Origin of the sequence: Methylobacterium sp. 391_Methyba4 (assembly GCF_029691625.1) — a bacterium.
GTDB lineage: Bacteria > Pseudomonadota > Alphaproteobacteria > Rhizobiales > Beijerinckiaceae > Methylobacterium > Methylobacterium fujisawaense.
This window is the reverse complement of the sequence record NZ_CP121475.1, coordinates 2,934,915-2,959,700: the sequence shown is the minus strand read 5'-3', so window position 1 is coordinate 2,959,700 and position 24,786 is coordinate 2,934,915. Positions and strand designations below refer to the sequence as shown.

The 24,786-nt window shown below is 71.3% G+C and carries 22 protein-coding genes and 1 other RNA gene; 19 read left to right on the top strand and 4 right to left on the bottom strand.

Annotated elements, in window-relative coordinates; translation table 11 throughout:
• Nucleotides 1–11 precede the first annotated feature (11 nt).
• The 4 genes from queE to P9K36_RS13770 all read left to right on the top strand — a co-directional run bounded on the left by queE (nt 12) and on the right by P9K36_RS13770 (nt 2,863).
• The gene (gene queE, locus P9K36_RS13785; RefSeq protein ID WP_043345774.1) at nt 12–644 is read left to right on the top strand and encodes a 7-carboxy-7-deazaguanine synthase; all 633 of its coding nucleotides are present in this window, start codon (nt 12–14) and stop codon (nt 642–644) included.
• A gap of 210 nt (nt 645–854) precedes the next feature.
• Nucleotides 855–2,138 (top strand): hypothetical protein, encoded by a 1,284-nt coding sequence (locus tag P9K36_RS13780; protein ID WP_236961390.1) that lies wholly within the window; start codon nt 855–857, stop codon nt 2,136–2,138.
• A gap of 101 nt (nt 2,139–2,239) precedes the next feature.
• Complete coding sequence (locus P9K36_RS13775; RefSeq protein ID WP_158498453.1) at nt 2,240–2,407, top strand: hypothetical protein; 168 nt, start codon at nt 2,240–2,242, stop codon at nt 2,405–2,407.
• A gap of 27 nt (nt 2,408–2,434) precedes the next feature.
• Entirely contained in the window at nt 2,435–2,863 is a 429-nt protein-coding gene (locus P9K36_RS13770) for a hypothetical protein (protein ID WP_043757630.1), read from the top strand.
• An 8-nt stretch (nt 2,864–2,871) separates the two neighbouring features.
• Here P9K36_RS13770 and P9K36_RS13765 read toward each other — a convergent pair whose 3' ends face one another.
• Nucleotides 2,872–3,783: a hypothetical protein gene (locus tag P9K36_RS13765; protein ID WP_043757628.1), complete on the bottom strand. Its 912-nt coding sequence runs from the start codon at nt 3,781–3,783 to the stop codon at nt 2,872–2,874.
• Between the two features lie 175 nt (nt 3,784–3,958).
• On the opposite strand from P9K36_RS13765, the gene rfbC reads away from it, so the two are divergent.
• From rfbC to rfbA, 4 genes are all read left to right on the top strand, one after another.
• On the top strand, nt 3,959–4,510 hold the full coding sequence (gene rfbC, locus P9K36_RS13760; RefSeq protein ID WP_043345777.1) for a dTDP-4-dehydrorhamnose 3,5-epimerase: 552 nt from the start codon (nt 3,959–3,961) through the stop codon (nt 4,508–4,510).
• Nucleotides 4,511–4,601: 91 nt separating this feature from the next.
• Complete coding sequence (gene rfbB, locus P9K36_RS13755; protein WP_043757626.1) at nt 4,602–5,651, top strand: dTDP-glucose 4,6-dehydratase; 1,050 nt, start codon at nt 4,602–4,604, stop codon at nt 5,649–5,651.
• Nucleotides 5,651–6,556, top strand: a complete 906-nt coding sequence (rfbD, locus tag P9K36_RS13750) for a dTDP-4-dehydrorhamnose reductase (RefSeq protein WP_043757624.1) — start codon at nt 5,651–5,653, stop codon at nt 6,554–6,556. Before rfbB ends, rfbD begins: the two co-directional genes overlap by 1 nt.
• Nucleotides 6,553–7,452 (top strand): glucose-1-phosphate thymidylyltransferase RfbA, encoded by a 900-nt coding sequence (gene rfbA / locus P9K36_RS13745; RefSeq protein WP_043757622.1) that lies wholly within the window; start codon nt 6,553–6,555, stop codon nt 7,450–7,452. The genes rfbD and rfbA overlap by 4 nt, the downstream gene beginning before the upstream one ends.
• Before the next feature lie 28 nt (nt 7,453–7,480).
• On the opposite strand, the gene P9K36_RS13740 is transcribed toward rfbA, so the two are convergent.
• Entirely contained in the window at nt 7,481–7,747 is a 267-nt protein-coding gene (locus P9K36_RS13740; protein ID WP_052083618.1) for a hypothetical protein, read from the bottom strand.
• A 169-nt stretch (nt 7,748–7,916) separates the two neighbouring features.
• Here P9K36_RS13740 and P9K36_RS13735 point away from each other — a divergent pair, with 169 nt between their 5' ends.
• From P9K36_RS13735 to P9K36_RS13715, 5 genes are all read left to right on the top strand, one after another.
• Nucleotides 7,917–9,014, top strand: coding sequence for an OpgC domain-containing protein (locus P9K36_RS13735; RefSeq protein ID WP_043757619.1), 1,098 nt, complete (start codon nt 7,917–7,919; stop codon nt 9,012–9,014).
• The gene (locus P9K36_RS13730; RefSeq protein ID WP_043757616.1) at nt 8,975–9,907 is read left to right on the top strand and encodes a GDSL-type esterase/lipase family protein; all 933 of its coding nucleotides are present in this window, start codon (nt 8,975–8,977) and stop codon (nt 9,905–9,907) included. Before P9K36_RS13735 ends, P9K36_RS13730 begins: the two co-directional genes overlap by 40 nt.
• A 56-nt stretch (nt 9,908–9,963) precedes the next feature.
• A complete protein-coding gene (locus P9K36_RS13725) occupies nt 9,964–11,304 on the top strand; it encodes a lipopolysaccharide biosynthesis protein (RefSeq protein WP_043757614.1) in 1,341 nt (446 codons plus the stop codon).
• Nucleotides 11,301–12,440: a GNAT family N-acetyltransferase gene (locus P9K36_RS13720; RefSeq protein ID WP_043757612.1), complete on the top strand. Its 1,140-nt coding sequence runs from the start codon at nt 11,301–11,303 to the stop codon at nt 12,438–12,440. Before P9K36_RS13725 ends, P9K36_RS13720 begins: the two co-directional genes overlap by 4 nt.
• 341 nt (nt 12,441–12,781) lie before the next feature.
• Nucleotides 12,782–13,036 (top strand): hypothetical protein, encoded by a 255-nt coding sequence (locus P9K36_RS13715; RefSeq protein ID WP_043757611.1) that lies wholly within the window; start codon nt 12,782–12,784, stop codon nt 13,034–13,036.
• Between the two features lie 10 nt (nt 13,037–13,046).
• Here P9K36_RS13715 and P9K36_RS13710 read toward each other — a convergent pair whose 3' ends face one another.
• Nucleotides 13,047–15,416: a PAS domain-containing sensor histidine kinase gene (locus P9K36_RS13710; protein ID WP_043384266.1), complete on the bottom strand. Its 2,370-nt coding sequence runs from the start codon at nt 15,414–15,416 to the stop codon at nt 13,047–13,049.
• Nucleotides 15,417–15,603: 187 nt separating this feature from the next.
• Nucleotides 15,604–18,225, bottom strand: coding sequence for an aminopeptidase N (pepN, locus tag P9K36_RS13705; protein ID WP_043757608.1), 2,622 nt, complete (start codon nt 18,223–18,225; stop codon nt 15,604–15,606).
• Between the two features lie 399 nt (nt 18,226–18,624).
• Between pepN and P9K36_RS13700 the strand changes: the two genes are divergently transcribed.
• The 6 genes from P9K36_RS13700 to P9K36_RS13675 all read left to right on the top strand — a co-directional run bounded on the left by P9K36_RS13700 (nt 18,625) and on the right by P9K36_RS13675 (nt 24,783).
• Nucleotides 18,625–19,065: a VOC family protein gene (locus tag P9K36_RS13700; protein WP_043757605.1), complete on the top strand. Its 441-nt coding sequence runs from the start codon at nt 18,625–18,627 to the stop codon at nt 19,063–19,065.
• Nucleotides 19,066–19,118: 53 nt separating this feature from the next.
• Nucleotides 19,119–19,517, top strand: an RNA gene (gene rnpB, locus P9K36_RS13695) — RNase P RNA component class A.
• 499 nt (nt 19,518–20,016) lie between these two features.
• Nucleotides 20,017–21,009 (top strand): 16S rRNA (cytosine(1402)-N(4))-methyltransferase RsmH, encoded by a 993-nt coding sequence (rsmH, locus tag P9K36_RS13690; protein ID WP_043757603.1) that lies wholly within the window; start codon nt 20,017–20,019, stop codon nt 21,007–21,009.
• Nucleotides 21,006–21,419, top strand: a complete 414-nt coding sequence (locus P9K36_RS13685) for a hypothetical protein (protein WP_043384256.1) — start codon at nt 21,006–21,008, stop codon at nt 21,417–21,419. The genes rsmH and P9K36_RS13685 overlap by 4 nt, the downstream gene beginning before the upstream one ends.
• A gap of 6 nt (nt 21,420–21,425) precedes the next feature.
• A complete protein-coding gene (locus P9K36_RS13680; protein WP_043384253.1) occupies nt 21,426–23,315 on the top strand; it encodes a penicillin-binding protein 2 in 1,890 nt (629 codons plus the stop codon).
• 10 nt (nt 23,316–23,325) lie between these two features.
• Nucleotides 23,326–24,783 (top strand): UDP-N-acetylmuramoyl-L-alanyl-D-glutamate--2,6-diaminopimelate ligase, encoded by a 1,458-nt coding sequence (locus P9K36_RS13675; RefSeq protein ID WP_043757600.1) that lies wholly within the window; start codon nt 23,326–23,328, stop codon nt 24,781–24,783.
• Nucleotides 24,784–24,786 lie beyond the last annotated feature (3 nt).

Below are 24,786 nucleotides of genomic sequence, written 5' to 3'. Positions count from 1 at the left end.
CTGGGACAGTTGTGGCTTACGCGGTCAAGGAGATTTTCCACACACTTCAGGGTGAGGGCGCCCAGGCCGGCCGCGCCGCCGTGTTCTGCCGCTTCGCCGGCTGCAACCTGTGGTCCGGTCGCGAAGCCGACCGCGCGTCAGCGGCCTGCCGATTCTGCGACACGGATTTCATCGGGATGGACGGGGAGGGCGGCGGCCGCTTCACGGATGCGGCGGCGCTCGCCGACGCGATCGCCGCCACCTGGGCGGGAGGCGCCGAGAACCGCTACGTCGTCTTCACCGGCGGCGAGCCGCTGCTCCAGCTCGACACGCCCCTGATCGAGGCCGTCCACGCGGCCGGGTTCGAGATCGCGATCGAAACCAATGGGACTTTGCCCGCGCCGCCCGGTATCGACTGGATCTGCGTCAGCCCCAAGGGAAGCAACGCCCTGGCGCAGACCTCCGGCCATGAACTGAAGCTTGTCTATCCGCAGGCGGACGCCGATCCGGCGGCTTTCGTCGGGCTCGCATTCCAGCACCGCTTCCTCCAGCCCATGGACGGGCCGGACCGCGCCGCCAGCACGGAGGCGGCGATCGCCTATTGCCGCCGCGATGCCCGCTGGCGGCTGTCGCTGCAAACCCACAAGATCATCGGCATTCCCTGACAAGATCAGCGCAAGACGGGGGACGCCGCTCGACAGTGCTCCTCCCATCGCGCGGAGAATCGGAAACGATCAGCCCTGTGTTTCAGCTGCGGAACAGGGCCGTTGAGCGCCGATGGATCTTTCTCACAGCCGCGGATCATCTCCGCGCCAGCGCGGAATGCGCACGCTTCCGAATGCCACGGGATCTGGCCGGTCGATCCCGATCCGCATGTGACGAACCTGTCCGGCCGTCAGCTTTGGCATTTCCGGGGCGGGGTACCGGTGGCGGCCGAGATAAACGGAATCCGCATCGCCGCGGATGACGCGCGGATCGCCCAGATCGGCATCCGGCGGGACACCCAAGCCCGCCCCTATCCAGCGCATTTCACCCACGCACCGGCAACCGGCGAGATCCTGCGCAACCCCGCAACCGCCGAGGAGCCGGCCACGCTCGAGATCGACCGCGGCAGCTTGACCGAGCTTCCTCTGCCGAGCGGCGTGCCGGTGCTGCTCCGGGCCGGGCGCCCGGCCGCGCTCCACCTGTTTCAGGAAAACCTGGGCGCCTTGGACACCTGGGACGGCCGGACGTTCCTGCCCCTCGGCCGTCTGCCCGCCGCTGCACCGCGAACCACGCCGACGGCGTCTCCCGCGGGGATCGCCTACACCACCGCCGACGCGCTGGTCTCGGCAGGACTTCCGCAACTCGGTCTCCGCCTCGCCTCCGGCGAAGTCGGCCTACCGCGCCTGCGCTTTCTCTCCGCTCCAGGCTGGGACGGGATCGACCTCCTCGCCCTGGCCGAACGGGACGGGCGGCTCATCCTGTGCCGCAGCACGGTCGGCTCGGATGCCCTCGCCCTGCTGGACCTCGACAGATCCGCGTCCGGAAGCCGGTTCTCAGGTCCCTGGAAAAACCGCCTGGGCGACATGTTCTGGACTGGACCCGACGGGTTCGTCGCGTTCCGGGCGGGCGGCGCAGGCGCGGCTTTCGTTGCTTGGCCGGACGGCTTCGCGCCGATCACCGCGCAAGCGCCGTGGCGCGATCGGGCCGACCAGCACCACCAGCTCGGCATCCTGGAGGGTCGCTACCACCTCGCCGCAGTGACGCCGGACCGGACGCTCCGCCCCCTCGACGGGCCGCGCCTCGCCGCCGGACCCGTCGCCTACTGGGGCGCGGACCGCTTCGACCTGCCCTGGCAGCCGCCGGCCGAGACGCTCACGCTCGGAGCGCACGCGGGCGCTCTCCTCGTTCCGCTGCTGGCCTTGCCCCGCGATACCGTGCTCCTCGCCCTGGACATCGACGCTCCGCGCGCCGCATTCCTCCAGGGCGCCGCTCTCCGCGAACCGGTGATCGGCCACGTCCTGCACCACGCCCACGGGGTTGGCCTCCACCGCCTTCCGATCACCCTGGAGGTGGCGTCACGCGGCGACGCCGACGCGCTCCTGCACGACAACGCGCTGTACCTCTGGACCCGGTCCGGGCGCAGCTGCCACGCGCTGCGGCTTCAGACGGCCTGAGGTCGCTTCCGACCCGCGCGGCGCTCGCGCTGCTCGTCCTCTGGTCGCCCCCGGTCCAGGCCGCCGCCCATCAGCTCGTGCTCATTCAGGATTCCGGATGGATGGAGCCGTTCCTGAGCGCCGAGGGCTCGCAATTCCGGCCCTTCGTCGAGGCACTGGCGGCCGCCATCCGCGTGCCGGAGGGCACGATCGCGATCGGGACCTTCGACCAGGACGGTCAGGTTCCCGGGCGCACGTCGCCGCGCATCCTGCACAAGATGCGCAAATAGGCGCCGCCGGGCCCGGACCGCACCGCCATGACGGCCCTGTTCTCGCTGAACTACTCGGCGCTGAGTCGAGCCGTGCTCGCCACACGCGGGAGTCTGGACTTCGAGGAAGCCGCCGCTCAGGCCGGCCTCGACATGGTCGCGGCCTTCTTCGGGGTCGCCCGGGGCGAAGCCGAGCGCCACCTCCCGACCGTCGATCCGGCAGCCTTCGCTACCGACGCCCCGCTGCGCCTTCTGGATCGGACGCCGCCGGCCCCGCCGGAGGAGACGGCGATGCGGTTCTATCTCTATCGCGACGCGGTGACGGGGCCGTTCCCGCTCTCCGCGCTCGTCGGCATGGCGCGTTCGGGCGCCCTGTGGGCGGACACGCCGATCCATCCGCTCGGGGGAGCGTGGATGCCGGCCGGCGGCCAGCCCGAGCTGGCGCCGCTCTTCGTGCCGGCGCCGCCGGACCTGTGACGTCCCGCTCAGCCTGCCATGGCCCTCCGCTGGGCGCGCGCCGCTCGGACCGCCAGGCGGGCGAACCGTCCGTCGACGTGCGACGGATCGGGATCCTGCCCGGCCAGGATCGTGCGGCGCAGGGCGACCAGCGCGGGATCGCCCCAGGCGTCGAGCACCAGCGCGAACGCCGCGTGGCGTCCGGCATCGAACGGGATCGGCCGACCGGGCCGGTCCCGGGCCGGATGCGCCGGATGGAGCGCGCCGCAGGGCACCCAGCCCTGCGGGATCGGCGCGGTGGCCGCATGGGTCCGTCCGAGCCGCAGCAGCTGCGGCAGGACGTGGCTCTGCGGTCCGGACCCCGCTTCGGCCGGATCGGCCCCCGGGGCGAAGACCTCGATGCGCCCGCAGCGCGTGATGAAGACCCGATCCGGGTGCGCCGCGAGCGACCGCAGGATTCCCGCATCGCCGGACGCCAGGAGCGGCCGGCCCGCCAGCGCCCGAAGCCTACGGATGCCTTCGGGATCGGCCACCCGCAGGCAGGCATCCACGGCGCGCAGGCCGAGGCCGAGGTCGAACAGGGACGCGGCGCGGTCCTGCGGCCGGATTGCCGCCGCATCGGGCCCCAGCTCGGTCAGTACGGTGCGCCCGCCCATGGCACAGGCCGCTTCGGGGAGGCAGAGCGCGACCGCTTGGCTCCAACCGTCGTTGAAACCGGTCTCGTAGGCGAACGGCCTGAGATCCGGCGGCACCACGAGGGCGAGGGCGCCCCGGGCCGTGACGATGCCGATCCCCCCATTCTCGAGGGGCCGGGCCGCCTCGTCAGGGTCCCGCGCGAAGACGGCGCCGGCTCCGTAGCTGCCGAGGCTCCACGTGCAGGCCGGATCGGCCATTTGGGCCCGCAGCAGGGTCTCCACCGCGGATCCCGGTCCGGCCGTCATCGGCTCCTCGCACGCACGCCACCGCAGCGGGCACGCCTTGACACGGACGGCGAATGACCGGAAGTCGCGGGGCATCACCGAGGTTGTGGTCGGCAAGGCGGGCGCGCGGCCCGGAACGACCGATGCGGAGACGTCCGCTGGACCTCGCGACGGGATCCGCAAGAAGGGCGCTGGCATGGACGTCATCGAGACCGAGATCCCGGACGTGAAGCGCATCGCGGTGAAGCGCTTCGGCGACACGCGGGGCTGGTTCTCCGAGACGTTCCGGGCCGACGCCCTGGCGCGGGTCGGCATCACGACGCCGTTCGTACAGGACAACCAGTCCTTCTCGGCGCCGCAGGGCACGATCCGCGGGCTGCACTTCCAGATCGCGCCCCGGGCCCAGGCCAAGCTGATCCGCGTGCTCCAGGGCGCGATCCTCGACGTCGCGGTCGACATCCGCAGCGGGTCGCCGACCTACGGAAAATACGTCGCCGTCACCCTCGACGCCGAGACGGGCGATCAGCTCTACATCCCGCACGGCTTCGCCCACGGCTTCTGCACCCTGACCCCCGACGTCATGGTCGCCTACAAGGTCGACGAATACTACAGCCCCGAGCACGACCGGGCGCTCGCCTGGAACGATCCCGAAGTCGGGATCCCGTGGCCGGTCTCGGGCGAGGCGGCGATCCTGTCCGACAAGGATCGCCGCGCCCCGCGCCTCGCCGATCTCGGCCAAGTCTTCTGAGCCGCGCGGCCCGGCCGCAATTTCGTCACGCCGGCCAGTCTTACGCTGCCCGGCTATTCCGTTTCTGACCTATCCGAAGAGGTGACACGCCATGCGCATCCTGGTGACCGGAGGCTGCGGCTTCATCGGCTCGGCGCTGGTGCTGCACCTCGTCAACGATCTCGGCCACGACGTCTGCACCCTCGACGCGATGACCTATGCGGCCAACCCGGTCTCGCTGGCGCCGCTCGCCGACAACCCGCGCCATCGCCTGGTCGAGGCCGACATCTGCGACCGCGCCGCCGTGCAGAAGGCCTTCGCCGACTTCAAGCCGCAGGCGGTGATGCATCTGGCGGCCGAGAGCCACGTCGACCGCTCGATCACCGATCCGGGCGCCTTCGTGCGCACCAACGTCATCGGCACGCAGACCATGCTGGATGGGGCGCGGGGCTATTACGAAGCCCTGCCGGAGGCGGACAAAAAGAGCTTCCGGTTCCTCCACGTCTCCACCGACGAGGTCTACGGCTCGCTGCCGCCGGACGCGTTCTTCACCGAGGAGAGCCGCTACGATCCGCGCTCGCCCTACTCGGCCTCGAAGGCGGCCTCCGACCACCTCGCCCGCGCCTGGCACGAGACCTACGGCCTGCCGGTGCTGGTGACCAACTGCTCGAACAATTACGGGCCGCGGCACTTCCCCGAGAAGCTGATCCCGCTGATGATCCTGAACGCCCTGGAGGGGAAGAAGCTGCCGGTCTACGGCGACGGCCTGAACGAGCGCGACTGGATCCACGTGGAGGATCACGCCAAGGGCCTCGTCGCCGTTCTGGAGCGCGGCCGGATCGGCGAGACCTACCTGCTCGGCGGCCGGGCGGTGCGCAACAACCTCGCGGTGGTGAAAGCGCTGTGCGCGGCCTTCGACCGGCTGCGTCCGCAGAACGCCCCGCACGAGCAGCTGATCAGCTTCGTGGCCGACCGCCCGGGCCATGACCGGCGCTACGCCATCGACTGCACCAAGGCCGAGGCCGAACTCGGCTGGCGCCCGCAGAAGACCTTCGAGCAGGCGCTGGAGGAGACCGTCGCTTGGTACCTCGCCAACGAGGGCTGGTGGCGCCCGATCCGCGAGGGCCGGTACAAGGGCGAGCGCCTGGGACTGAACGGCTGATGGACATCCTCGTCCTCGGGGGCGCGGGCCAGGTCGGCACCGAGCTGCAGGCCCTGTCCTGGCCGCACGGCGTCCGCGTGCACGCACCGGGCCGCGCGGATCTCGACATCACCGACGCGGATGCCGTCGCGGCGGCGCTCGCCGCGCGCGACTACCGGGCGGTGATCAACACCGCCGCCTACACGGCCGTCGACAAGGCCGAGTCCGATGTGGTCGCGGCGTGGCGCCTCAACGCGCTCGCGCCGGCGATCCTGGCGGCCGCCACGGCGGCGCGATCCATCCCGCTGGTCCACGTCTCGACCGACTACGTCTTCGCCGGCACGAAGCCCGACGGCGCCTACGCGCCCGACGCACCGATCGATCCGCAGAGCGTCTACGGCGCCAGCAAGGCCGCCGGCGAGCTGGCGGTGCGCACCGGCAATCCGCGCCACGCCGTCGTCCGCACCGCCTGGGTGGTGAGCCCGCACAGGGGCAACTTCGTCAAGACGATGCTGCGGCTCGCGGCCGAGCGCGATGCCCTGACCGTCGTCGACGACCAGCACGGCTGCCCGACCTCGGCCGCCGACCTCGCCGCCGCCCTCGCGACGATCGCGCAGCGCATGGCCGGGGATGCGGACGCTCCCACTGGCACGTTTCACTGCGTGAACGCCGGCGACACCACATGGTGCGGCTTCGCCGAGGCGATCGTGGCGGGCTCGGCCCGCCGCGGCGGCCGCTCGGTGCCGGTCAAGGGCATCCCGACTTCCGCCTATCCGACACCGGCCCGGCGGCCGGCCAATTCGCGCCTGTCCACCGACAGCCTCACGGCCGCTTACGGCATCGCGCCGCGGGCCTGGCAGGCAGCGCTCGACGATATCCTGGACCGGCTCGTCGGGCCGGTTTCAGAGGGAGTTTCCAAGCCATGAAGGGCATCGTTCTGGCCGGCGGATCCGGCACGCGCCTGCACCCGGCCACGCTGTCGATCAACAAGCAGCTCCTGCCGGTCTACGACAAGCCGATGATCTACTACCCGGTCTCGGTGCTGATGCTGGCCGGCATCCGCGAGATCCTGATCATCTCGTCGCCGGAGCACCTCGACAATTACAAGCGCCTGTTCGGCACCGGCGAGCAGTTCGGGCTGAAATTCTCCTACGCGCTGCAGCCGCGGCCGGAAGGCCTCGCCCAGGCCTTCGTCATCGGGCGCGACTTCGTGGGCGACGACGACGTGGCGCTGATCCTCGGCGACAACCTGTTCTTCGGCGCCGGCATGGGCGAACTCCTAGATCGCGCCGCCGTGCGCAAGCAGGGCGCGACCGTCTTCGCCTACCACGTCGACAACCCGCAGGCTTACGGCGTGGTCAACCTCGACAAGGCGGGCCGCCCGACCAAGATCGTCGAGAAGCCGCAGAACCCGGAATCCACCTGGGCGGTGACCGGCCTGTACTTCTACGACAATCAGGTGCTCGACATCGCCGCCGACGTGAAGCCCTCGGCCCGCGGCGAGCTGGAGATCACCAGCGTCAACGAGGCCTACCTGCAACGCGGGCAACTGCACGTGGAGCGCATGTCGCGCGGCTATGCGTGGCTCGACACCGGGACCCACGACAGCCTGCTGGAGGCGAGCGAGTTCGTGCGCACCCTGCAGCACCGCCAGGGCCTGCAGGTCGCCTGCCTGGAAGAGATCGCCTACCTCCAGCACTTCATCTCCCGCGACCAGCTCGTGGCCCGGGGCGAGATGTTCGCCAAGACCGCCTACGGCCAGAACCTGCTGCGGCTCGCCCGCGAGAGCGAGGACGACCTGCGGCTGCGTCGCGGCAAGTAGCCGGAGTGCCCTCGGTCGGACGCGCCTCCTATTTCGGAGCGCATCCGATGCAGATGCCCCGCATGATCCGATCGTTCTGCGCCTCGTTCGGCGTGAGCGTGCGCCGGTCGTCGGGCGTCGCCGCGCCGGCCCCCCGGCTCGGCGGCATCACACGGCCGAGGGAGGAGGTGTTCGGCGCGGTCGCCGTCGAGGCGGGACCGCCGCCGGTGCCGGTCTGAGCCTGCGCCGCCGCGGCGCTGGCCGCCAGGACCGGCAGGAAGATCGCGAGGCCGAGGGTGGTGAGCGGTCGGGTCATCTGTCTGGAACTCCGTGCCGGGCCATAACGCGGGTGTGACCATCCGGTTCGACCCCACGGGCCGATCCCTACCTTTGTTCGCCTTTGCAGAACCGATGCGGCGCCGTATCAGGAGCCGCGTTCCCGCAGCCGACATTCTGAAGCGTCGAAACCCGGAGCCGCCGCGACGATGCGGGACCCCAACGCGATCGACTTCTGGCGCGGCTTCGCCCTGATCACGATCTTCATCAACCACATCCCCGGCAACACCTTCGAGCGCTACACCTTCTCGCAATACGGCATCTCGGACGCGGCCGAGCTGTTCGTGTTCCTCGCGGGCTGGTCGATCGGCATCGCCACACGGGGTCGCGACGGCAACCCCGAGCCGCCCGGACGGAGCGTGGTGCGGCTGCTGGCCCGCACCGTCGAGGTCTACCGGGCGCAGCTCACCGTCATGCTGCTGGCGCTGGCGATCATCGCGGGCGCGGCGCTGCTGCTCGACAACCCGCTCATCCTCGAATGGCACAATGCCGGCGGCTTCTTTGCGGACCCGATCCAATCGGTCTGCGGCATGGCGCTGCTGACCTACCAGCTCGGCTACTTCAACATCCTTCCGCTCTACGTGCTGCTGATCGGTATCGCGCCCGTCTTCGTGCTCGTCGGGCGCGTCAGCCTGCTCGCGGCCCTGGCGCTCTCCGTGGGCGTGTATCTCGCCAGCCTCATCTTCGGCTGGAACCTTCCGTCCTGGCCGGGGGAAGGGGACTGGTTCTTCGATCCGTTCTGCTGGCAGCTTCTGCTCGTACTCGGCTTCGTGCTTCAGGGCTGGAACCTGCGCTCCGATATCCTGCGCCGCTGGGCGCGACGCCTGTTTCCGATGGGCGTCGTCATCGTTCTCCTGGGGATCCTGCTCGCGGTGACGGAGATCCGCCCGGATCCGATGCTCGTTCCGGAGCCGCGCCTGCTCTTCACGTTCGAGAAGACCTACCTCACACCGGCCCGGCTGCTTCATTTCTTGGGGGTATTGTTAGCGTTTGCGCCCCTTTACAGGGTACTCGCCCCCCGAATCGGTCGCATTGTCGGTTATCTAACTCAGATGGGCCGGAACTCGCTGGCTGTCTTCTCGATGGGTTCGATCCTGAGCCTGATCGGGCAGCTCGTGCGTTTCCAGACTGGCGGCGGCGTGCCGATCGATATGCTGGTCGCCGGCTCGGGCCTCGTCGGGCTGGGGTTTACGGCATGGTTCGTCGAATGGCGCAGCCGCAGCAGATCGTCGCGACCGCGGGCATGATGCGGGCGGGGTATCCTGTGCGCCCATCCCGGGCCGTCCGGACCGGTGCCGCCGGCGGGCTCGCCCCGGCGCTGGCCACCTGGGTCCTGACGGCCAGCCTGTGGGGCATTCCGGTCGGATCGGCCGCGGCGGAGCAGCCCACCATTCCAGCGCCGGGTGATCCAACCCTCTCCCTGGAGTGCCGGGTTCCCGGCGCACAATTGTACACCGTGGCCCAGCTGGGCGCCGTCAAGGCGGCACTGGCGGAGAACCGCCCGCTCAAGATCCTGGCGATCGGCGGCAGCGCGGCGCCCGGGGCGTCCGCCTCCTATCCGGCCAAGCTCGAAGCCGCCCTGGAGCACGCTCTGCCGAAGGTCGACGTGACGATCGACCATCGCGGCCTTCCGGGCGAGATCGCCTCCGGGGCCGCCGAGCGCCTGAGGACCATGGTGGCCGAGGCCGAGCCCGACCTCGTGGTCTGGCAGGTCGGCACACACGATGCCATCGCCCGCGTCGACGTCGACGCCTTCGCGAGCGCGCTGGCCGAGGCCGTCGGCTGGATCCGCTCTCACGAAATTGACGTGGTGCTGGTCGACCCGATCTATACCGCCAGCATGGCGGCCGACGTCGACTACAACCGGATCGTCGAGGCAGTCCGCACCGTCGCGACCCAGCAGGGCGTGCCGCTCGTGCGACGCTACGAGGCGCTGCATTACCTGTCGAGCCGCACGGACAAGGGCGAGGGGCACATGCTCGGCCGCCAGTTTCGGCTCAACGATCTCGGGTTGCGGTGCATGGCCGAGCATGTCGCCCTGACGATCGCAACCTCCCTGATGCGGACCGAGACGCCGAAGGAACCCAAGGCGGCCCCGGCCCAGCCGCCCTTAACCGAGCCGCAACGCGCCCCGGGCTAGACCGGACGGCCAGAGATCGGCCTCCCGCCGAGTTCAGGACGGGCGCGGAGCGCGTAGTGTCAGCCACGGCTCTCCCTCTCCGCGCGTTCCGGCACCTCCGGGCTCTGAAGACCGGTCCCCAGCGGGCGGCCCTCACGGTCTTCGCGATCCGCGTGGGGGCAGCCGGCTTCGCCTACGGCGCCCAGGTGCTCGCGGCCCGGATGATGGGCTGGGACGCCTACGGGATCTTCGCCTCGGTCTGGGTCTGGACCGCGATGCTCGGCCATACCCTGACCCTTGGCCTGTCGCAGGGCGCCTGCCGCTTCGTGCCGGGCGATCAGGCGCAGGGCGATCTCGACCTCGCGCGGGGCTATATCCGGGCCGGCGCCCTGGTGACCGGCGGTGCGGCCCTCGCCATCGCGGGGCTCGGTGCGGCCCTGCTGATGCTCGAACCGGACCTGTTCGCCCCGGCCTACTGGGCCCCGATCGCGGTCGCGCTCGGCGTGATGCCGCTCTTCGCGCTCCAGGATTACCTCGAGGGCGTGGCCCGCAGCCAGAACTGGGTCGGGCTCGCCATCGCGCCGCCCTACCTCCTGCGCCAGACCCTGATGATGGGCTGCATGATCGCGGCGATCCTGCTCGGCGCGCCGCCCCGCGCCGAAGTGGCGATGGCCTGCATGCTGATCGCCGCCGCCGGCGCCACGGGCCTGCAGGCTGCCCTGCTCGCCGCGCGACTTCGGCGGAGTCTGCCGGCCGGGCCGCACCGCTACCGGTGGCGGGCTTGGCTGGGGACGAGCCTGCCGATCGCCGCCATCGACCTCGCCAATGCCGGCTTCACCTTCGTCGACGTCATCGTGCTCGGTGCCCTGGTGAGCCCGGCGGAGGTCGGGGTCTACTTCGCGGCGACGCGGATCCAGCAATTCGTCGTGTTCGTCCACTACGCCGTCAGCGCGGCGACGCTCCAGCGCTACAGCGCCGCCCAGGCACAGGCCAACCGCTTCCTGCTCGCCGAGCTGGTCCGCCGCCAGGGCCGCATGACGGCAGCCGCGACGCTCGTGGTCGGCGGCGCGATCCTGGCCGTCAGCCCCCTGCTGCTCGCCATGTTCGGCCCGGGACTCGGCGCCAGCGTGCCGATCCTGTGCATCCTGATCGCCGGCAGCGTCGGAGCGAGCCTGTTCGGGCCGGGAGAGGACCTCCTCACCATGCTGGGCGGCGAGCGGCTCTGTGCCGGCATCACCGTGGGGAGCCTCGTCGCCGCCGCAGGTCTGTGCCTCGCCCTGGTTCCGGCCTTCGGGACGCTCGGCGCCGCCATGGCGGTGGCGCTCGCGACCATGGGCCGGGCCGCCCTTCTGGCCCGGGCCGCCGGGCGGATCCACGGGCTGCCGACCCCGGTCTGGGCCACCGGGATGGCCCGATGACCGCGGCGAACCCCCTCCGCGCGCCCTCCGACGTCGCGTTCGCGCTGACCGACGCACCGGATCCCGTCGCCTGGGATGCGCTGGTCGCAGCGAGCACCGCCCCGCATCCGCATTTCGCGCGGCACGTGATCGATGCCCATCGGGCCGCAGGACTCCTGTCGGCCGCTCTGCGCTATGTCACGGTCCGCCAGGGAGACCGGCTCGTGGCGCTGCTGCCGTATGCGCCGACCCGCGACCTGTGCGGTCTCGGCAGCCGGATCCTGCGGCCGTTCCTCTCCCCCTACGTGACCGCCACCGCGCCGCTGATCGCCGACGGCCCGGACCGGACGGCCCATGCGCGGGCGCTGGTGGCCGGGCTCGAGGCGGCTTCCGGTGGCCGGGCGTGGCGCTGGCCTCTGCTGCCGACCGGAGAAGGCGCCGTGCCGGACATGCTGGCGGAAATGCGCCGGCGCGGCTGGGCGATCGGCACGGTGGCGGCCTTCGACCGGCCGGTCATGGACCGGCGCGCCGACCAAGCGGCGTTCCTCGCCGATCATCCCAACCGGGCGCGCTTCAAGGATCTGCGCCGCCGGGCGCGCCGTCTGGCGGAGACCGGCGCCGTCGCCCATGTGAGCGCCGCGGACGGACCGGACCTCGCCCGCCTCGTTGCGGCATTTCTCGATCTGGAGCGCGTCGGCTGGAAGGGAAAGGCCGGCACCGCCATGGCCTGCCGCCCGGAGAGCGCCGCGCTCGCCCGCGCCCTGTTCACGGCGACACCGGGCCCGGTCGGCGTCCGGGCCGATGCGCTGACCCTCGACGGGCGGCCGATTGCCGTCAGCCTGGCCCTGGTCACCGGCGGCACCGCGACCCTGCTGAAGACCGCCTACGACGAAGGCCTGCGCAGCCACGCCCCGGGCCTCCTGCTGGAAGCCGAGATCGTGCGGGCCTGCCACGAGACCGGCTTCGCCGAACGCCTCGACTCGGCGACGTTGGACGGTTCGGCTCTGGAAAGCCTCTACCGCGACCGGACCCCGATCGCCGAGGTCATCGCCGTTCCGCCCGGTCGGCAGGTGATCTCCCTAGAGCGGCGCGTCCGGCTCGCCCGATTCGAGCGCGACGCGCGCGCCGCCGCCAAGCGGGCGCTGCGGCGGCGCTAGATCGGCGCGGCGCAGGTCGCACCCACGGGCGCCCTGGGGAGATTTGCGAGCGCGATCTCCGGTCATCCGCCCCGGGAAGGCCGATGACGGCGCCCGTGCTCCGCGCGCAGGCCGGCCCGGCGGCGCGCCCGAGCCAGGCCGCCAGGGCGAAGCTACGCGTTGCCCGCGACCGCATCGCTCGTATTCTCCACGTCCGGTCCGCCGCACGGACCACCTGCCGGGCCACCACCGGACCGGCCCTGGGGTTTGGCGCCGGGTAGCCATGCCGCGGGAGGACCGGCAGCCGGGCCGCTCGGAACCGCGGCCCGGTCGCGTCGGGCGATCAGCGCAGAGGGGGCATCATGGACGACTGGAAAGCGGGGCTCCGGGCGGAACTGCGGGCGATCGACATCGCCACCGGCGACGCGGCTTCGGCGCAGCTGCCGGACCTGCTGCGACGCCTGAGCCGACATCAAGCCGGGCTAGGTCGCAACCCTGTCCTGTCCCTCTATCGCCAATGGCGCATCCGGAGCTTGGCGCGGGCCGTGGCGGATGCGCGCTGGCACGTGGAACAGGGGCGCCGCGCGCGCCTCGGCGGTCTCGATCCGCGGTCGTGAGAGGGTGCGGTCAGGCCGCGGCGGATCGGCCGGCCGCGCCGCGACCCGACCGCGGCGTCTCACTCAGGGTCTTTAACCCGGGGCCGGCCGCCGCGAGGGGGACCGGCGGATCCAAACGGTCGGCCGGCACGGCCGGCAGGCGCACGAGGACGATCGTGCCCACCGTTTCCTCGGAACGGATCCGAAGCGAACCGCCATGCAGCTCGACCATCGAGCGGGTGATGGCGAGGCCCAAACCCGATCCCTTGTGGCTGCGTGTCATTTGCGTCTCGACCTGGGTGAAGGGCCGGCCGAGCCGGTCGAGATCGGAGCGCGGAATGCCGATGCCGTTGTCCTCGATGTACAGATGCGTGCACGCCCCGGCACGGCGCGCGCGCACCGCGACGCGCCCGCCGGCGGGCGTGAACTTCACGGCGTTCTGCAGGAGGTTGGCGAGGATCTGCCGGATCGCCTGCGGATCGGCTAGCAGGTCCAGCCCGGACGTCACGTCGACGCTGACGGTGATCGCCTTCTCGCGGGCGGCCGGCTCGACCGGGGCGAGCGCAGCCGTGATGGCGGCCTCCGCCGAGATCGCCTTCGGGATCAGCCGCACCCGCCGGGCCTCGAGGCGGGCCATGTCGAGGATGTCGTCGATCATGGACAGCAGATGCGAGCCGCTCTCGCGGATGTCGCGGCAATATTCGGTGTAGCGCGGGGTGCCGAGCGGGCCGAGCACGGCATTCTCCATCACGTCGGCAAAGCCGATGATGGCGTTGAGCGGCGTGCGCAGTTCGTGGCTCATATTGGCCAGGAATTCGGCCTTGGCCTGGTTCGCGGCCTCGGCGACTGCCTTCTGGTCGAGATAGCGCTCGGCGAGGTCGGCGAGCTGCTGGGTCTGAAGCTCGAGGGTCCGGCGGGACCGTTTGAGGTCCTTCACGGTCTCGATCAGTTCGCGCTCGGACGCGAGGAGCTGCTCCTGATTGCGCTTCAGGCTGGTGATATCGGTCCCAACCGAGACGTAGCCCCCATCCTTGGTGCGCCGTTCGCTGATCTGCAGCCAGCGGCCATCGGTGAGTTCGGCCTCGAAGGTCCGGGCCGCCATGCTGGTCAACGCCATGCCCGCCTCGGGTGATTCCCGACGGACCTGAGGCAGCACGCCGCGACCCATCACGTCCGTGTAGCTTCGCCCGGCCTGCGCATCCTCCGGGCTCAAGGCGTGGAGGTGGCGGAACTTGGAATTGCACAGGACCAGCCGATTGCCGGTATCCCAGAGCACGAACGCCTCCGAGATCGCCTCGACGGCGTCGCGCAGGCGCATGTCGGCCGCCGCGTTGGTCTCTTCGAGGGCCCGCTGTTCGCTGATGTCGGTGGCGATGCCGACGAGGTGGCGGCCACCATCGGCGGCGTCGGCCACGACCTCGGCCCGGGCACGCAGCCAGACATAGGCCCCGTCGGCGCCGCGCATCCGGAAGGCGTGGTCGATATGCGTCTGATTGGCGGCGAGCCCCCGGGCGAGGCTGTACAGGTCGCCATCATCGGGATGGACCAAGCCGTTGACGTCGCCGAACGAGAGATACTCGTTTTGTCGCCGGTAGCCGAGCAGCGTGTACATCGAGTCGGACCAGTAGATCCGGCCCCGGGCGATGTCCCAGTCCCACAGCCCACAGGCACCCCGGCGCAGGGCGGTCTCGAGGCGACCGCGGATCTGTTCGCGGGCGCGGTCGGCCCGGGCCGCCTGACGGGTCTGCAGCCCGTAGGCCAGTCCGACGCCGACGATCACGAGGGCGGCGGCGGCGATCAGGACGATCTGGTCGCGGGTGCGGGCGCTCCAGCCACGCAGCAGCGGCTCGATGGGCTGCAGCACCGCCACCTGGCCCGCGCCGCCCGGGAGGCTGTGCATGGCGGCGAGCACGCTCTCGCCCCCGGGGAGTTCGAGGGCCATGGCGCCGGCGCGCTCGCCGAGGCCGGAGAGCGGCTCGCTGTCGCCGAGGACGGCGGCGAGCGTCGTCCGGTCGGCGGGCAGCGGGGGATGGGCGGCGAGAATGCGGGTGTCGGGGCGGACCACCAGCAGGCGGCGGCCGGGATGCCGTTCGCTCTCCGGCATCAGCGCCCGCAGGTCCTCCGCCACGGTACCGGTCGGGTCCACCGCCCGGGCGGCCAGACGGGCGAAGCCTTCGACCTCGGCCCGGGCACCAGCCAGGATCTCGGCCCGCTGGCCCTGGATGTGAAGCGCCGCGAGCCCGACGAGGCAGGCCAGGAACACCGCCAGCGTCCCCGGCACGGCGTAGCGCAGCCAGCGTTCGGCTTGGCCGAGCCGCGGATCCCGGGTCCGCATCGGCCAGGAGATCGTGAGATTCGAATCCGCACGCGCGGAGAAGGAAGCGGAAGCCGCCTCCGGCATGGCCGAACCTCACCCGTGGGAACAGCGATCCGGTACGGGCGCCCGGCCCCCGAAGGCCCCCCGAATCTGAGTGAATACAATCACCTCGGGGGGCCGTTTGTCCACGGGTTTTTTACCATAACGACTTGACGCCCGTCGGGTGTTGCGCGGCCGCCCGGGAATCAATTTCTACCGCAGGTTCAGACGCTTAGCCGTCTCCAAGGGTGCGGGCGAGGATGTCGGCCGTGTCCCGGGAAAGGCCGGGGATCGCCTTGATCCCATTCAGCATTTCGACCGCTTTGGCGCCGCGTGATTTTTCCAGCCGACGCCATGATCCGAAGGCCGTGAGGAGCCGCGCGGCAACCTGTGGGTTGGTCGAATCAAGCGCCGCGACCGTATCGGCCACGCGGGCGAAGCCCGACCCGTCCGGCCGGGCGAACTGGGTCGGGTTGCCGAACGCGAAGCTTCCGATCAGCGCCCGGACGCGGTTCGGATTGGTCATGGTGAAGGCAGGGTGCTCCTGGAGCCGGGCGATCCGGTCGAGCGTGCCGGGTTCCGGGATCTGGGCCTGGATGGCAAACCACTTGTCGAGAACGAGGGGTTCGTCGGCGTAGCGCGTTGCGAACTCCGCGAGGGCAACCTCGCGGGTCTCGCCCGGAATCAGCGCCAGGGTGCCTAGGGCGGCGAGCCGGTCGGTCATGTTGGTCGCCTCGGCCAGCCGCTCGGCGGCGCGGGCCGCGCCGGTCCGGGGATCCCCGGCGGCGATCAGGTCGAGGGCAGCGTTGCGGAGCGACCGGCGCCCCGCCGAGGCGGCGTCGGGGCTGTAAGGGACACCCGCGTCCGGCACGAGCGCCGCGTCGATCGCTTCGAGCCGCGGCCGCAGGACCTGGCCGAGACGGGTCCGCAGATCGGAACGCCCCCGGTGGATGGCGTCGGGATCGACCTCGGCCGGGACGGCGTCGGCGGCCTCGCCTTCGCTCGGCAGCGCCAGGACCAGCGCCGCGAAGGCCGGGTCGGCCAGGGCCTCGCCGTCGAGGAAGCGGCCGAGCGCCGCCGCGAAGGCCTCGGTCCGGTCGGCGTCCGGGTCGAGGATCAGCCGCAGCGCCACGTCCTGCGCGGCCTGCCAGCGATTGAAGGGGTCGCTGTCCTGTGCCAGGAGCAGCATCCGCTGCGCATCCGTCAGGCCGAGATCGAGCTTCACCGGCGCGGAGAAGTCGCGCAGGAGCGACGGGACCGGCTCCTCGGCGACGGCGTCGAACACGATCGCGGACTCCGGGCGGTCGAGCACGTAGACACCGTCCCGCACATCCGGGCAGGTGGCGCCGGTCAGTGGCCCCGTGGCCCCCACGAGGCCGAGGGCCACGGGGATGACCAGGGGTGTCTCGTCGGAGTCGGCGGTGCCGGGCAGGCTCTGAGCGAGTTGGAGGGTGTAACGCGCGGCGGCCGGATCGTAGGCGGCCGTGACGGCGAGGCGGGGCGTACCGGGGCGCTCGTACCAGCGGGCGAACGCATCGAGGTCGCGCCCCGTCACGGCCGCGAAGGCCGCGAGGAAATCCTCCACGGTGGCGGCGCGCCCGTCGTTGTCGGCGAAGTAGCGGTCCATGCCGGCCCGGAAGGCCTCGGGACCGATCAGGGTCCGCAGCATCCGGACGATCTCGGCGCCCTTGTCGTAGACGGTCGCCGTGTAGAAGTTGTTGATCTCGGCATAGGCCCGCGGCCGCACCGGATGCCGCAGCGGCCCGGCATCCTCGGGGAACTGACGCGCCCGCAGCGAGCGCACCTCGGCGATGCGATGCACCGGCCTGGAGCGCATGTCGGAGGAGAATTCCTGGTCGCGGAAGACCGTGAGACCCTCCTTCAGGCAGAGCTGGAACCAGTCCCGGCAGGTGACGCGGTTGCCGGACCAGTTGTGGAAGTACTCGTGGGCAATGATCGCCTCGATGGCGGCGTAATCGCCATCGGTGGCGGTCTCGGGGCTGGCCAGCACGTACTTGTCGTTGAAGATGTTGAGGCCCTTGTTCTCCATGGCGCCCATGTTGAAGTCGGACACCGCGACGACGTTGAACACGTCGAGGTCGTAGGCGCGGCCGAAGGCCGTCTCGTCCCAGGCCATGGAGCGGATGACGGCGTCCAGGGCGTAGCCCGCCCGGTCCTCCTTGCCGGGCTCGACGTAGACCGCGCAGCTGACGGTGCGGCCCTCCATCGTGGTGAAGGGGGTCTCGACCTTCCCGAGCCGGCCGCCCACGAGGGCGAACAGGTAGGCGGGCTTGGGGTGCGGATCGTGCCAGAGGGCGTAATGGCGGCCGGGCCCGGCATCGCCGGCCTCGACGGGATTGCCGTTGCCGAGCAGGACGGGCGCCTCGGTCCGGTCGGCCTCGATGCGCGTGGTGTAGACCGCCAGCACGTCGGGACGATCGAGGAAGTAGGTGATCCGCCGGAAGCCGTCCGCCTCGCACTGGGTGCAGTAGACCCCGTTCGAGCGGTAGAGCCCCATCAGCTTGGTGTTGGCGGTCGGATCCACCTCCGTAACGAGGCGCAGCGCGAAGGGCCGCGGAGGCGGATCGCGGAGGATGAAGCCGGACGGCGTCGCCGCGTAGACGTCGGGCGCCAGCGGCGCCCCGTCGAGTTCGGCCGAGACCAGCCGGAGATCGTCGCCGTCGAGGGTGAGCGGAGCCGCCGGCACACCGGCCGGGTTCGGCCGCAGCGTCAAGGTCGCGTCGATGCGGGTCGCGTGCGGGTCGAGACGGATGTCGAGGTCGACCCGATCGATCAGGTAGTCGCTGGGCCGGTATTCCTCGAGGCGGATCAGCGGCGGCGTCTCGGTGCGCATTCGGCTCACTCCGGGTGCGGGATGGGCCCGTTCTGGTCCCTCGGCGCGCGCGGCGCAACGATCGGAGCTGCCGAAACGGCCCCGGAGAGACAGCGCGCCGTCGGGACAGCCTTCGCGCGTCAAACCGATCCGATCACCGCGCCGCATCGCCCGGCGCTGGCGGCCGGCCGCGGCAACGGACGCGTCCGCGGTCGTCTTTTGGCGGTAGCCTCCCTCGCGCCGGACGCCGGATCGTCACGGGACGCAGGAGCGCCAGGGTCGATTTATGGCCCGTCCGGCGCGCGCGGCCTTCTCACCGCCGGGCCGGCCGCTAGCTAGCGGTGGCGATCAGCCGGAGGCGGGACGCGCGTCCCGAACAGGACGCACGATCCACCTCCGACCAGCCACAGGATAGGTCCGATGGAATACCTGCACACCATGGTCCGGGTCGCCGACCTCGACCGGGCCCTCGCCTTCTACGTCAACACGTTCGGCCTGAAGGAGGTCCGCCGCGTCGAGAACGAGAAGGGGCGCTTCACCCTCGTGTTCCTGGCCGCCCCCGGCGACGTCGAGCGGGCCACGGCCACACGATCCCCGCTCATCGAGCTGACCTACAATTGGGATCCGGAAACCTACTCGGGCGGGCGCAACTTCGGCCATCTCGCCTATCAGGTGGACGACATCTACGCCTTCTGCGCGCGGCTGCAGGAGAAGGGCGTGACCATCAACCGCCCGCCGCGCGACGGCTACATGGCCTTCGTGAAGTCGCCGGACGGCATCTCCATCGAGATCCTCCAGAAGGGCGGCGCCAAGGCGCCGCAGGAGCCGTGGACGTCCATGGAGAACACCGGCACCTGGTAGCGCGGGTCGACTCCCTTGACCCGGACGGCCCCGCGGGCGCATCTGCCCGCGGATCAGCCGGCCGGGCGGCCGCTCCGGACGCGCGAGTGTCCGGGGAGGAAAGTCCGGGCTCCATGGAGAGACGGTGCCGGATAACATCCGGCGGGGGCGACCCCAGGGACAGTGCCACAGAAAGCAGACCGCCCCGGATCCGTCCGGGGTCAGGGTGAAAGGGTGCGGTAAGAGCGCACCGCGGACGCGGCAACGCGGACGGCACGGCAAACCCCACCGGGAGCAAGACCGAATAGGGGCGGCGCGCCCTTCGCGAGAAGGGCAGGCCGGCTCTCCAGGCCAGTCGCCCGGGTTGGTTGCTCGAGGCGGTCGGCAACGACCGTCCCAGAGGAATGGCCGCCACGTCGGCGCGCGCGAGCGCTCCGGCCCTACAGAACCCGGCTTATAGGCCGGCTGATCCACATCCCGATAAGCCCTGCGTCCTCAACGCCTTATCGGCCCGGCGCCGCGCCCGCGCCGCAGCACGCCGCGCCGAAGATTCCGGTGCGGAAAAAACCTTCGGTTAACCTTGCCGGGTTCAGATCGTTCGGCGCGGCAGCGCCAAGCTTGTGCGTTGACGATCCTCCGAGGCCCATGATACCCGGCATCCTCCCGTCAACGGCGTGTATCGGATCGCCGGGCGCAACCTGCCTTCCTGCAGGTCCCGTCCGTGCGCGGCGTTTTGCGCGCTCCGCATCCGGTGCCGTTCCCGTCACGCGCGCCGCGCTCGCGCGGCCCGGCACAGGGCACCATGAGACGCACGAGCCGCTTCCGCGTCCGGATCTCCGGACCGCGCCGATCCTCCGCCGGTTCTCGCAACCCGCGTCGCGCCCCGTCGGCGAGGCGCCCGTGAGCCGGCGCCGTCCTTCTCCCGAGAGCTCGCCCCGCCACAGCGGCGCCGTCGCGCCGTCGGAACCGCACGTGCCGGTCCTCCTCGATGAAGTCGTCGAGGCGCTCGGCACCGCGGGCGGGATCGCGGTCGACGGCACGTTCGGTGCCGGCGGCTATACCCGCGCCCTCCTGGCGGCGGATCCGGACCTGCAGGTCGTCGCGATCGATCGGGACCCCACGGCGATCGCAGCCGGGCAGGCGCTCGTCGCGGAATCCGGGGGGCGCCTGCGCCTCCTGCCCGGCCGCTTCGGCGCGCTCGACACCCTCCTGGCGGAGACGGGTCTCGCGCAGGTCGACCGGGTGGTCCTCGATATCGGCGTCTCCTCGATGCAGCTCGACGTGCCGGAACGGGGCTTCTCGTTCCGGAGCGACGGGCCCCTCGACATGCGCATGGGCTGCGACGGGCCGAGCGCCGCGGACCTCGTGAACGAGGCCGACGAGACCGTGCTCGCCGACATCCTCTATCATTACGGCGAGGAGCGTCGCTCGCGCGCGGTGGCACGGACCATCTTCGAGGCGCGCCGCCGCGGCCGGATCGAGACCACGGCGCAGCTCGCGGAGCTGGTCGCCAGCGTCGTGCGCGTCGAGCCCGGCAGCCACATTCACCCGGCGACGCGGACGTTCCAGGGCCTGCGCATCGCCGTGAACGACGAACTCGGCGAATTGGTGCGGGCGCTGCACGCCGCCGAGCGCGTGCTCAGGCCGGGCGGCCGGCTCGCCGTCGTGACGTTCCATTCGCTCGAGGACCGGATCGTCAAGCAGTTCTTCGCCGCGCGGAGCGGCCGCTCCGCGCAGGGCTCTCGCCATCTCCCGGGAGCCCCGGTCGAGACCGTCCGCAGCTTCCGTCTCGTCACCAAGGGCCCGGTCCTGCCGGGCGAGGCCGAGACCGCCCGCAACCCGCGCGCCCGGTCCGCCAAGCTGCGGGCTGCGGAGCGTACCGAATCCGACATTCCCGAACCGCTGGCGGCCCTGACCGCCCTGGCGAGCCTGCCGGATGCGGCCCGCGGAGGCCATCGCCGATGATCCGCCTGCTGAACCTGCTGGCGGTGGCCGGCCTCGTCGCCTCGGCGATCTACGCCTACTCGATCAAGTACGACACGCTCTACCAGGGCGGTCAGGTCTCCAAGCTCCAGACGGCCCTGCACAAGGAACGGCAGGCGATCGCCGTGCTGCGTGCCGAGTGGCAGCTTCTGACCCGGCCCGACCGCCTCCAGGCGGCCGTCGACAAACATCTGGCTCTGGAGCCGATCGGCACCAGCCACTTGGCGCGCCTCTCGGACCTGCCCGCCCGACAGGAGCGCGGAGACGAGATCGGCCGCCTGCTCGCCGCCACGGCGACCCCCAAAGACAAGGGCACGATCGAGCCGCGAACGACCGGCGCGATCACCCGCACCGTCACCACGACCCGCACCCCGCCGACGGCTTCGAGGTAATCCCCCGTGTCCGATGACGCCGCCCAGACCCTAGAGCCGACGGTCGAGCCCGCCGTGTCGGACCACGAGGCCGCGCTTCTCGAGGCTGCCGCGCTGGCGCATGCCGCGGGCGCGCCGCGCCCTGTCGAGGAGGAGGCGCGCGAGCCGGTGCCGCCGTCGGAGCGCGCAAAGCTGCTCCTGCGGAGCATGTTCCGGCTGGCCATCGAGCGCTCGCACATGCGCGTCGCCCTGGTCGGCCTGGTCTTCGTGGGCGTGTTCGGGACGATCTCCGCCAAGCTCCTGATGATGGCGATCTTCGGGGATCCGCCCAGCCAGGAGCACCGGGTCGCGGCCGCATCCTCGACCGCCTTCCGGCCCGACATCATCGACCGGAACGGCGAGATCCTGGCCACCGACATCCGCACGGTCTCGGTCTTCGCCGAACCCGGGAACATCTACGACAAGGACGAGGCGGTGGAACTCCTCACCGCGGTCCTGCCGGAACTCAACGCCTCCGAGCTGCGCGCCAAGCTCACCCAGCGCAAGGACAAGAAGGGCGCCGGCTTCGTCTGGGTGAAGCGCGAGCTGACCCCGAAGCAGCAGGCCGAGGTCCACCGGCTCGGCATCCCGGGCATCGGCTTCCTGCCCGACCACAAGCGCGTCTACCCGAACGGCGTCGCGGCCGCCCACATCCTGGGCGCGACGAACCTCGACGGCATCGGCATCGCCGGCATGGAGAAGTACATCGACTCCACCGGCCTGCAGGCCCTCAACAGCTTCGGGCTGATCAACAAGCAGGCGGACCTGAAGCCGGTGCAGCTGTCGATCGACCTGCGCGCGCAGTTCGCCGTCCGCGACGAGCTGGCCTGGGGCATCGACCACTTCAAGGCCAAGGCCGGCGCCTCCATGATCCTCGACGTGAAGACCGGCGAGGTCATCGCGCTCGTGTCCATGCCCGATTTCGACCCGAACGATCCCAAGGATGCGCTCTCGCCGGATCGCATCAACCGCATGAATGTCGGCGTCTACGAGATGGGCTCGACCTTCAAGGCGATGACGCTCGCCATGGCGCTCGATTCCGGAAAGTACAACGTCAACTCGACCTTCGACACCCGGGGCGGCGTGCTGAACTGGGGCCGCCAGAAGATCCACGAGTACCACGGCACCAACCGCGTCATCACCATGCCGGAGGTGTTCACCCACTCCTCCAACATCGGCTCCGCCAAGATGGCGCTCGGCGTCGGCGTGCCCGGTCACAAGGCTTTCCTGAAGAAGATGGGCCTGCTCGACCGGCTGCGGACCGAGCTGCCCGAGAGCGCGGCGCCGATCGTTCCGTCCCGCTGGACCGAGATCAACACCATCACCATCGCGTTCGGCCACGGCATCGCGGTGGCGCCGATCCAGGCGGCGGCGGCGGTGGCGGCCATCGCCAACGGCGGCGACCTGATCACCCCGACCTTCCTCAAGGCGAACCCCGACGACAAGGCGCGATCCACCCACGTCCTGTCGGGCCAGACCTCCGAGGCGATGCGCTACATCATGCGGCTCAACGCCTCCGAGGGCTCGGCCAAGAAGGCCGCGGTCCCGTACTACTTCGTCGGCGGCAAGACCGGCACGGCCGAGAAGGTGATCGGCGGACGCTACATTCACAACCGCCTGTTCACGACCTTCATGGCGGCGGCGCCGATGAACGACCCGAAGTACCTGTTCGTCACGATCATGGACGAGCCGCAGGGCCTGCCGGAATCCGGCGGCTATGCCACCGCGGCCTGGAATTCCGGCGTGGTCACCGGCAAGGTGATCGAGCGCGTGGCGCCGATCCTCGGCCTGCCGCCGCAATTCGAGCCGCCGGTGAGGCCGTTCCCGCAGATGGTCAAGCTCAACGCCTACCACGTCAACCAGCTCGGCGGCCCATGAGGGTGGATTCATGAGTGCGCGGCTCGCCGACCTCTTCCCCGAGGCCACCGGCCCGGCCGCGGACCTGACCGTATCGGACCTCACGGCCGACAGCCGGCAGGTCGCCACCGGCACGGTGTTCGTGGCGGTGCCGGGCACGAAGGCCGATGGCCGGCGCTTCGCCGCGCAGGCCGCCCAGCGCGGCGCCGCCGCGGTGGCCGGGGAGGGGCCCCGCCCCGCCGACCTGCCGGACGCGGTCGCCTGGATCCCGGTCGCCGACGCGCGCCGGTCGCTCGCTCTCGCCGCGGCCCGCCTCGCCGGCGCGCAGCCCGGGACCGTGGTGGCCGTCACCGGCACCGCCGGCAAGAGTTCGGTGGCCGACTTCGTGCGCCAGATCCTGGCCCGCCTCGGCCGCGACGCCGCGAGCCTCGGCACCGTCGGAATCGTCACGAACCGCGGCGCGCAGTACGGCTCCCTGACCACCCCGGACCCGGTGACGCTGCACCGGACGCTGGCGCGTCTCGCCGCCGAGGGCGTCACCGACCTCGCCATGGAGGCCTCCTCCCACGGGATCGAGCAGCGCCGGCTCGACGGCGTGCGCCTCGACGCGGCGGGCTTCACCAATCTCGGGCGGGACCATCTCGACTACCACGCGAGCATCGAGGAGTACCTCGCGGCCAAGCTGCGCCTGTTCACAGACCTGCTGCCGCCGGGCTGCCCGGCCATCGTCAATGCCGACGGCGCCTATGCCGAGCGGGTGATCGCCGCGGCCGAAGGCGCAGGGCGTCCGGTCCGCACGGTCGGGCGGGGCGGCCGGGATCTGCACGTCGAATCCGTCCGGACCGAGGGGTTCGCGCAGGCCGCCCGGGTCCTGTTCGCCGGCCGGGCCCGGGATCTGCGCCTGCCGCTCGTCGGCGAATTCCAGGTGGAGAACGCCCTGGTGGCGGCCGGCCTCGCCCTCGCCACACCGGCGGGCGCCGCCGATCCCGACGGCGTCTTCGCCGCGCTCGACCATCTCACCGGCGTCCCCGGCCGCATGGAGCGGATCGGCGAGGCGCGGGGCGGGCTCTGCCTCGTCGACTACGCCCACAAGCCGGAGGCCCTGGAGAGCGTGCTCGCCGCGCTCCGCCCGTTCGCGTCGGGCCGGCTGATCGTGGTCTTCGGCTGCGGCGGCGACCGCGACCGGGGCAAGCGGCCGCTGATGGGCGCCATCGCGAAGCGGCTCGCCGACGTCGTCATCGTCACGGACGACAACCCGCGCACCGAGGATCCCGCCACCATCCGCCGGGCGATCCTGGACGCCGCTCCGGGCGCAGAGGAGATCGGCGACCGCTCCGAGGCGATTCACGGCGCCGTCGGCCGGCTCGGACCGGGCGATGTCCTGGTCGTGGCCGGCAAGGGCCATGAAACCGGCCAGATCGTGGGGGATCGCACGCTGCCGTTCTCGGACCATGCGGTCCTGCGTGCCGCGATTGCCGCGGCGGCCTGAGGA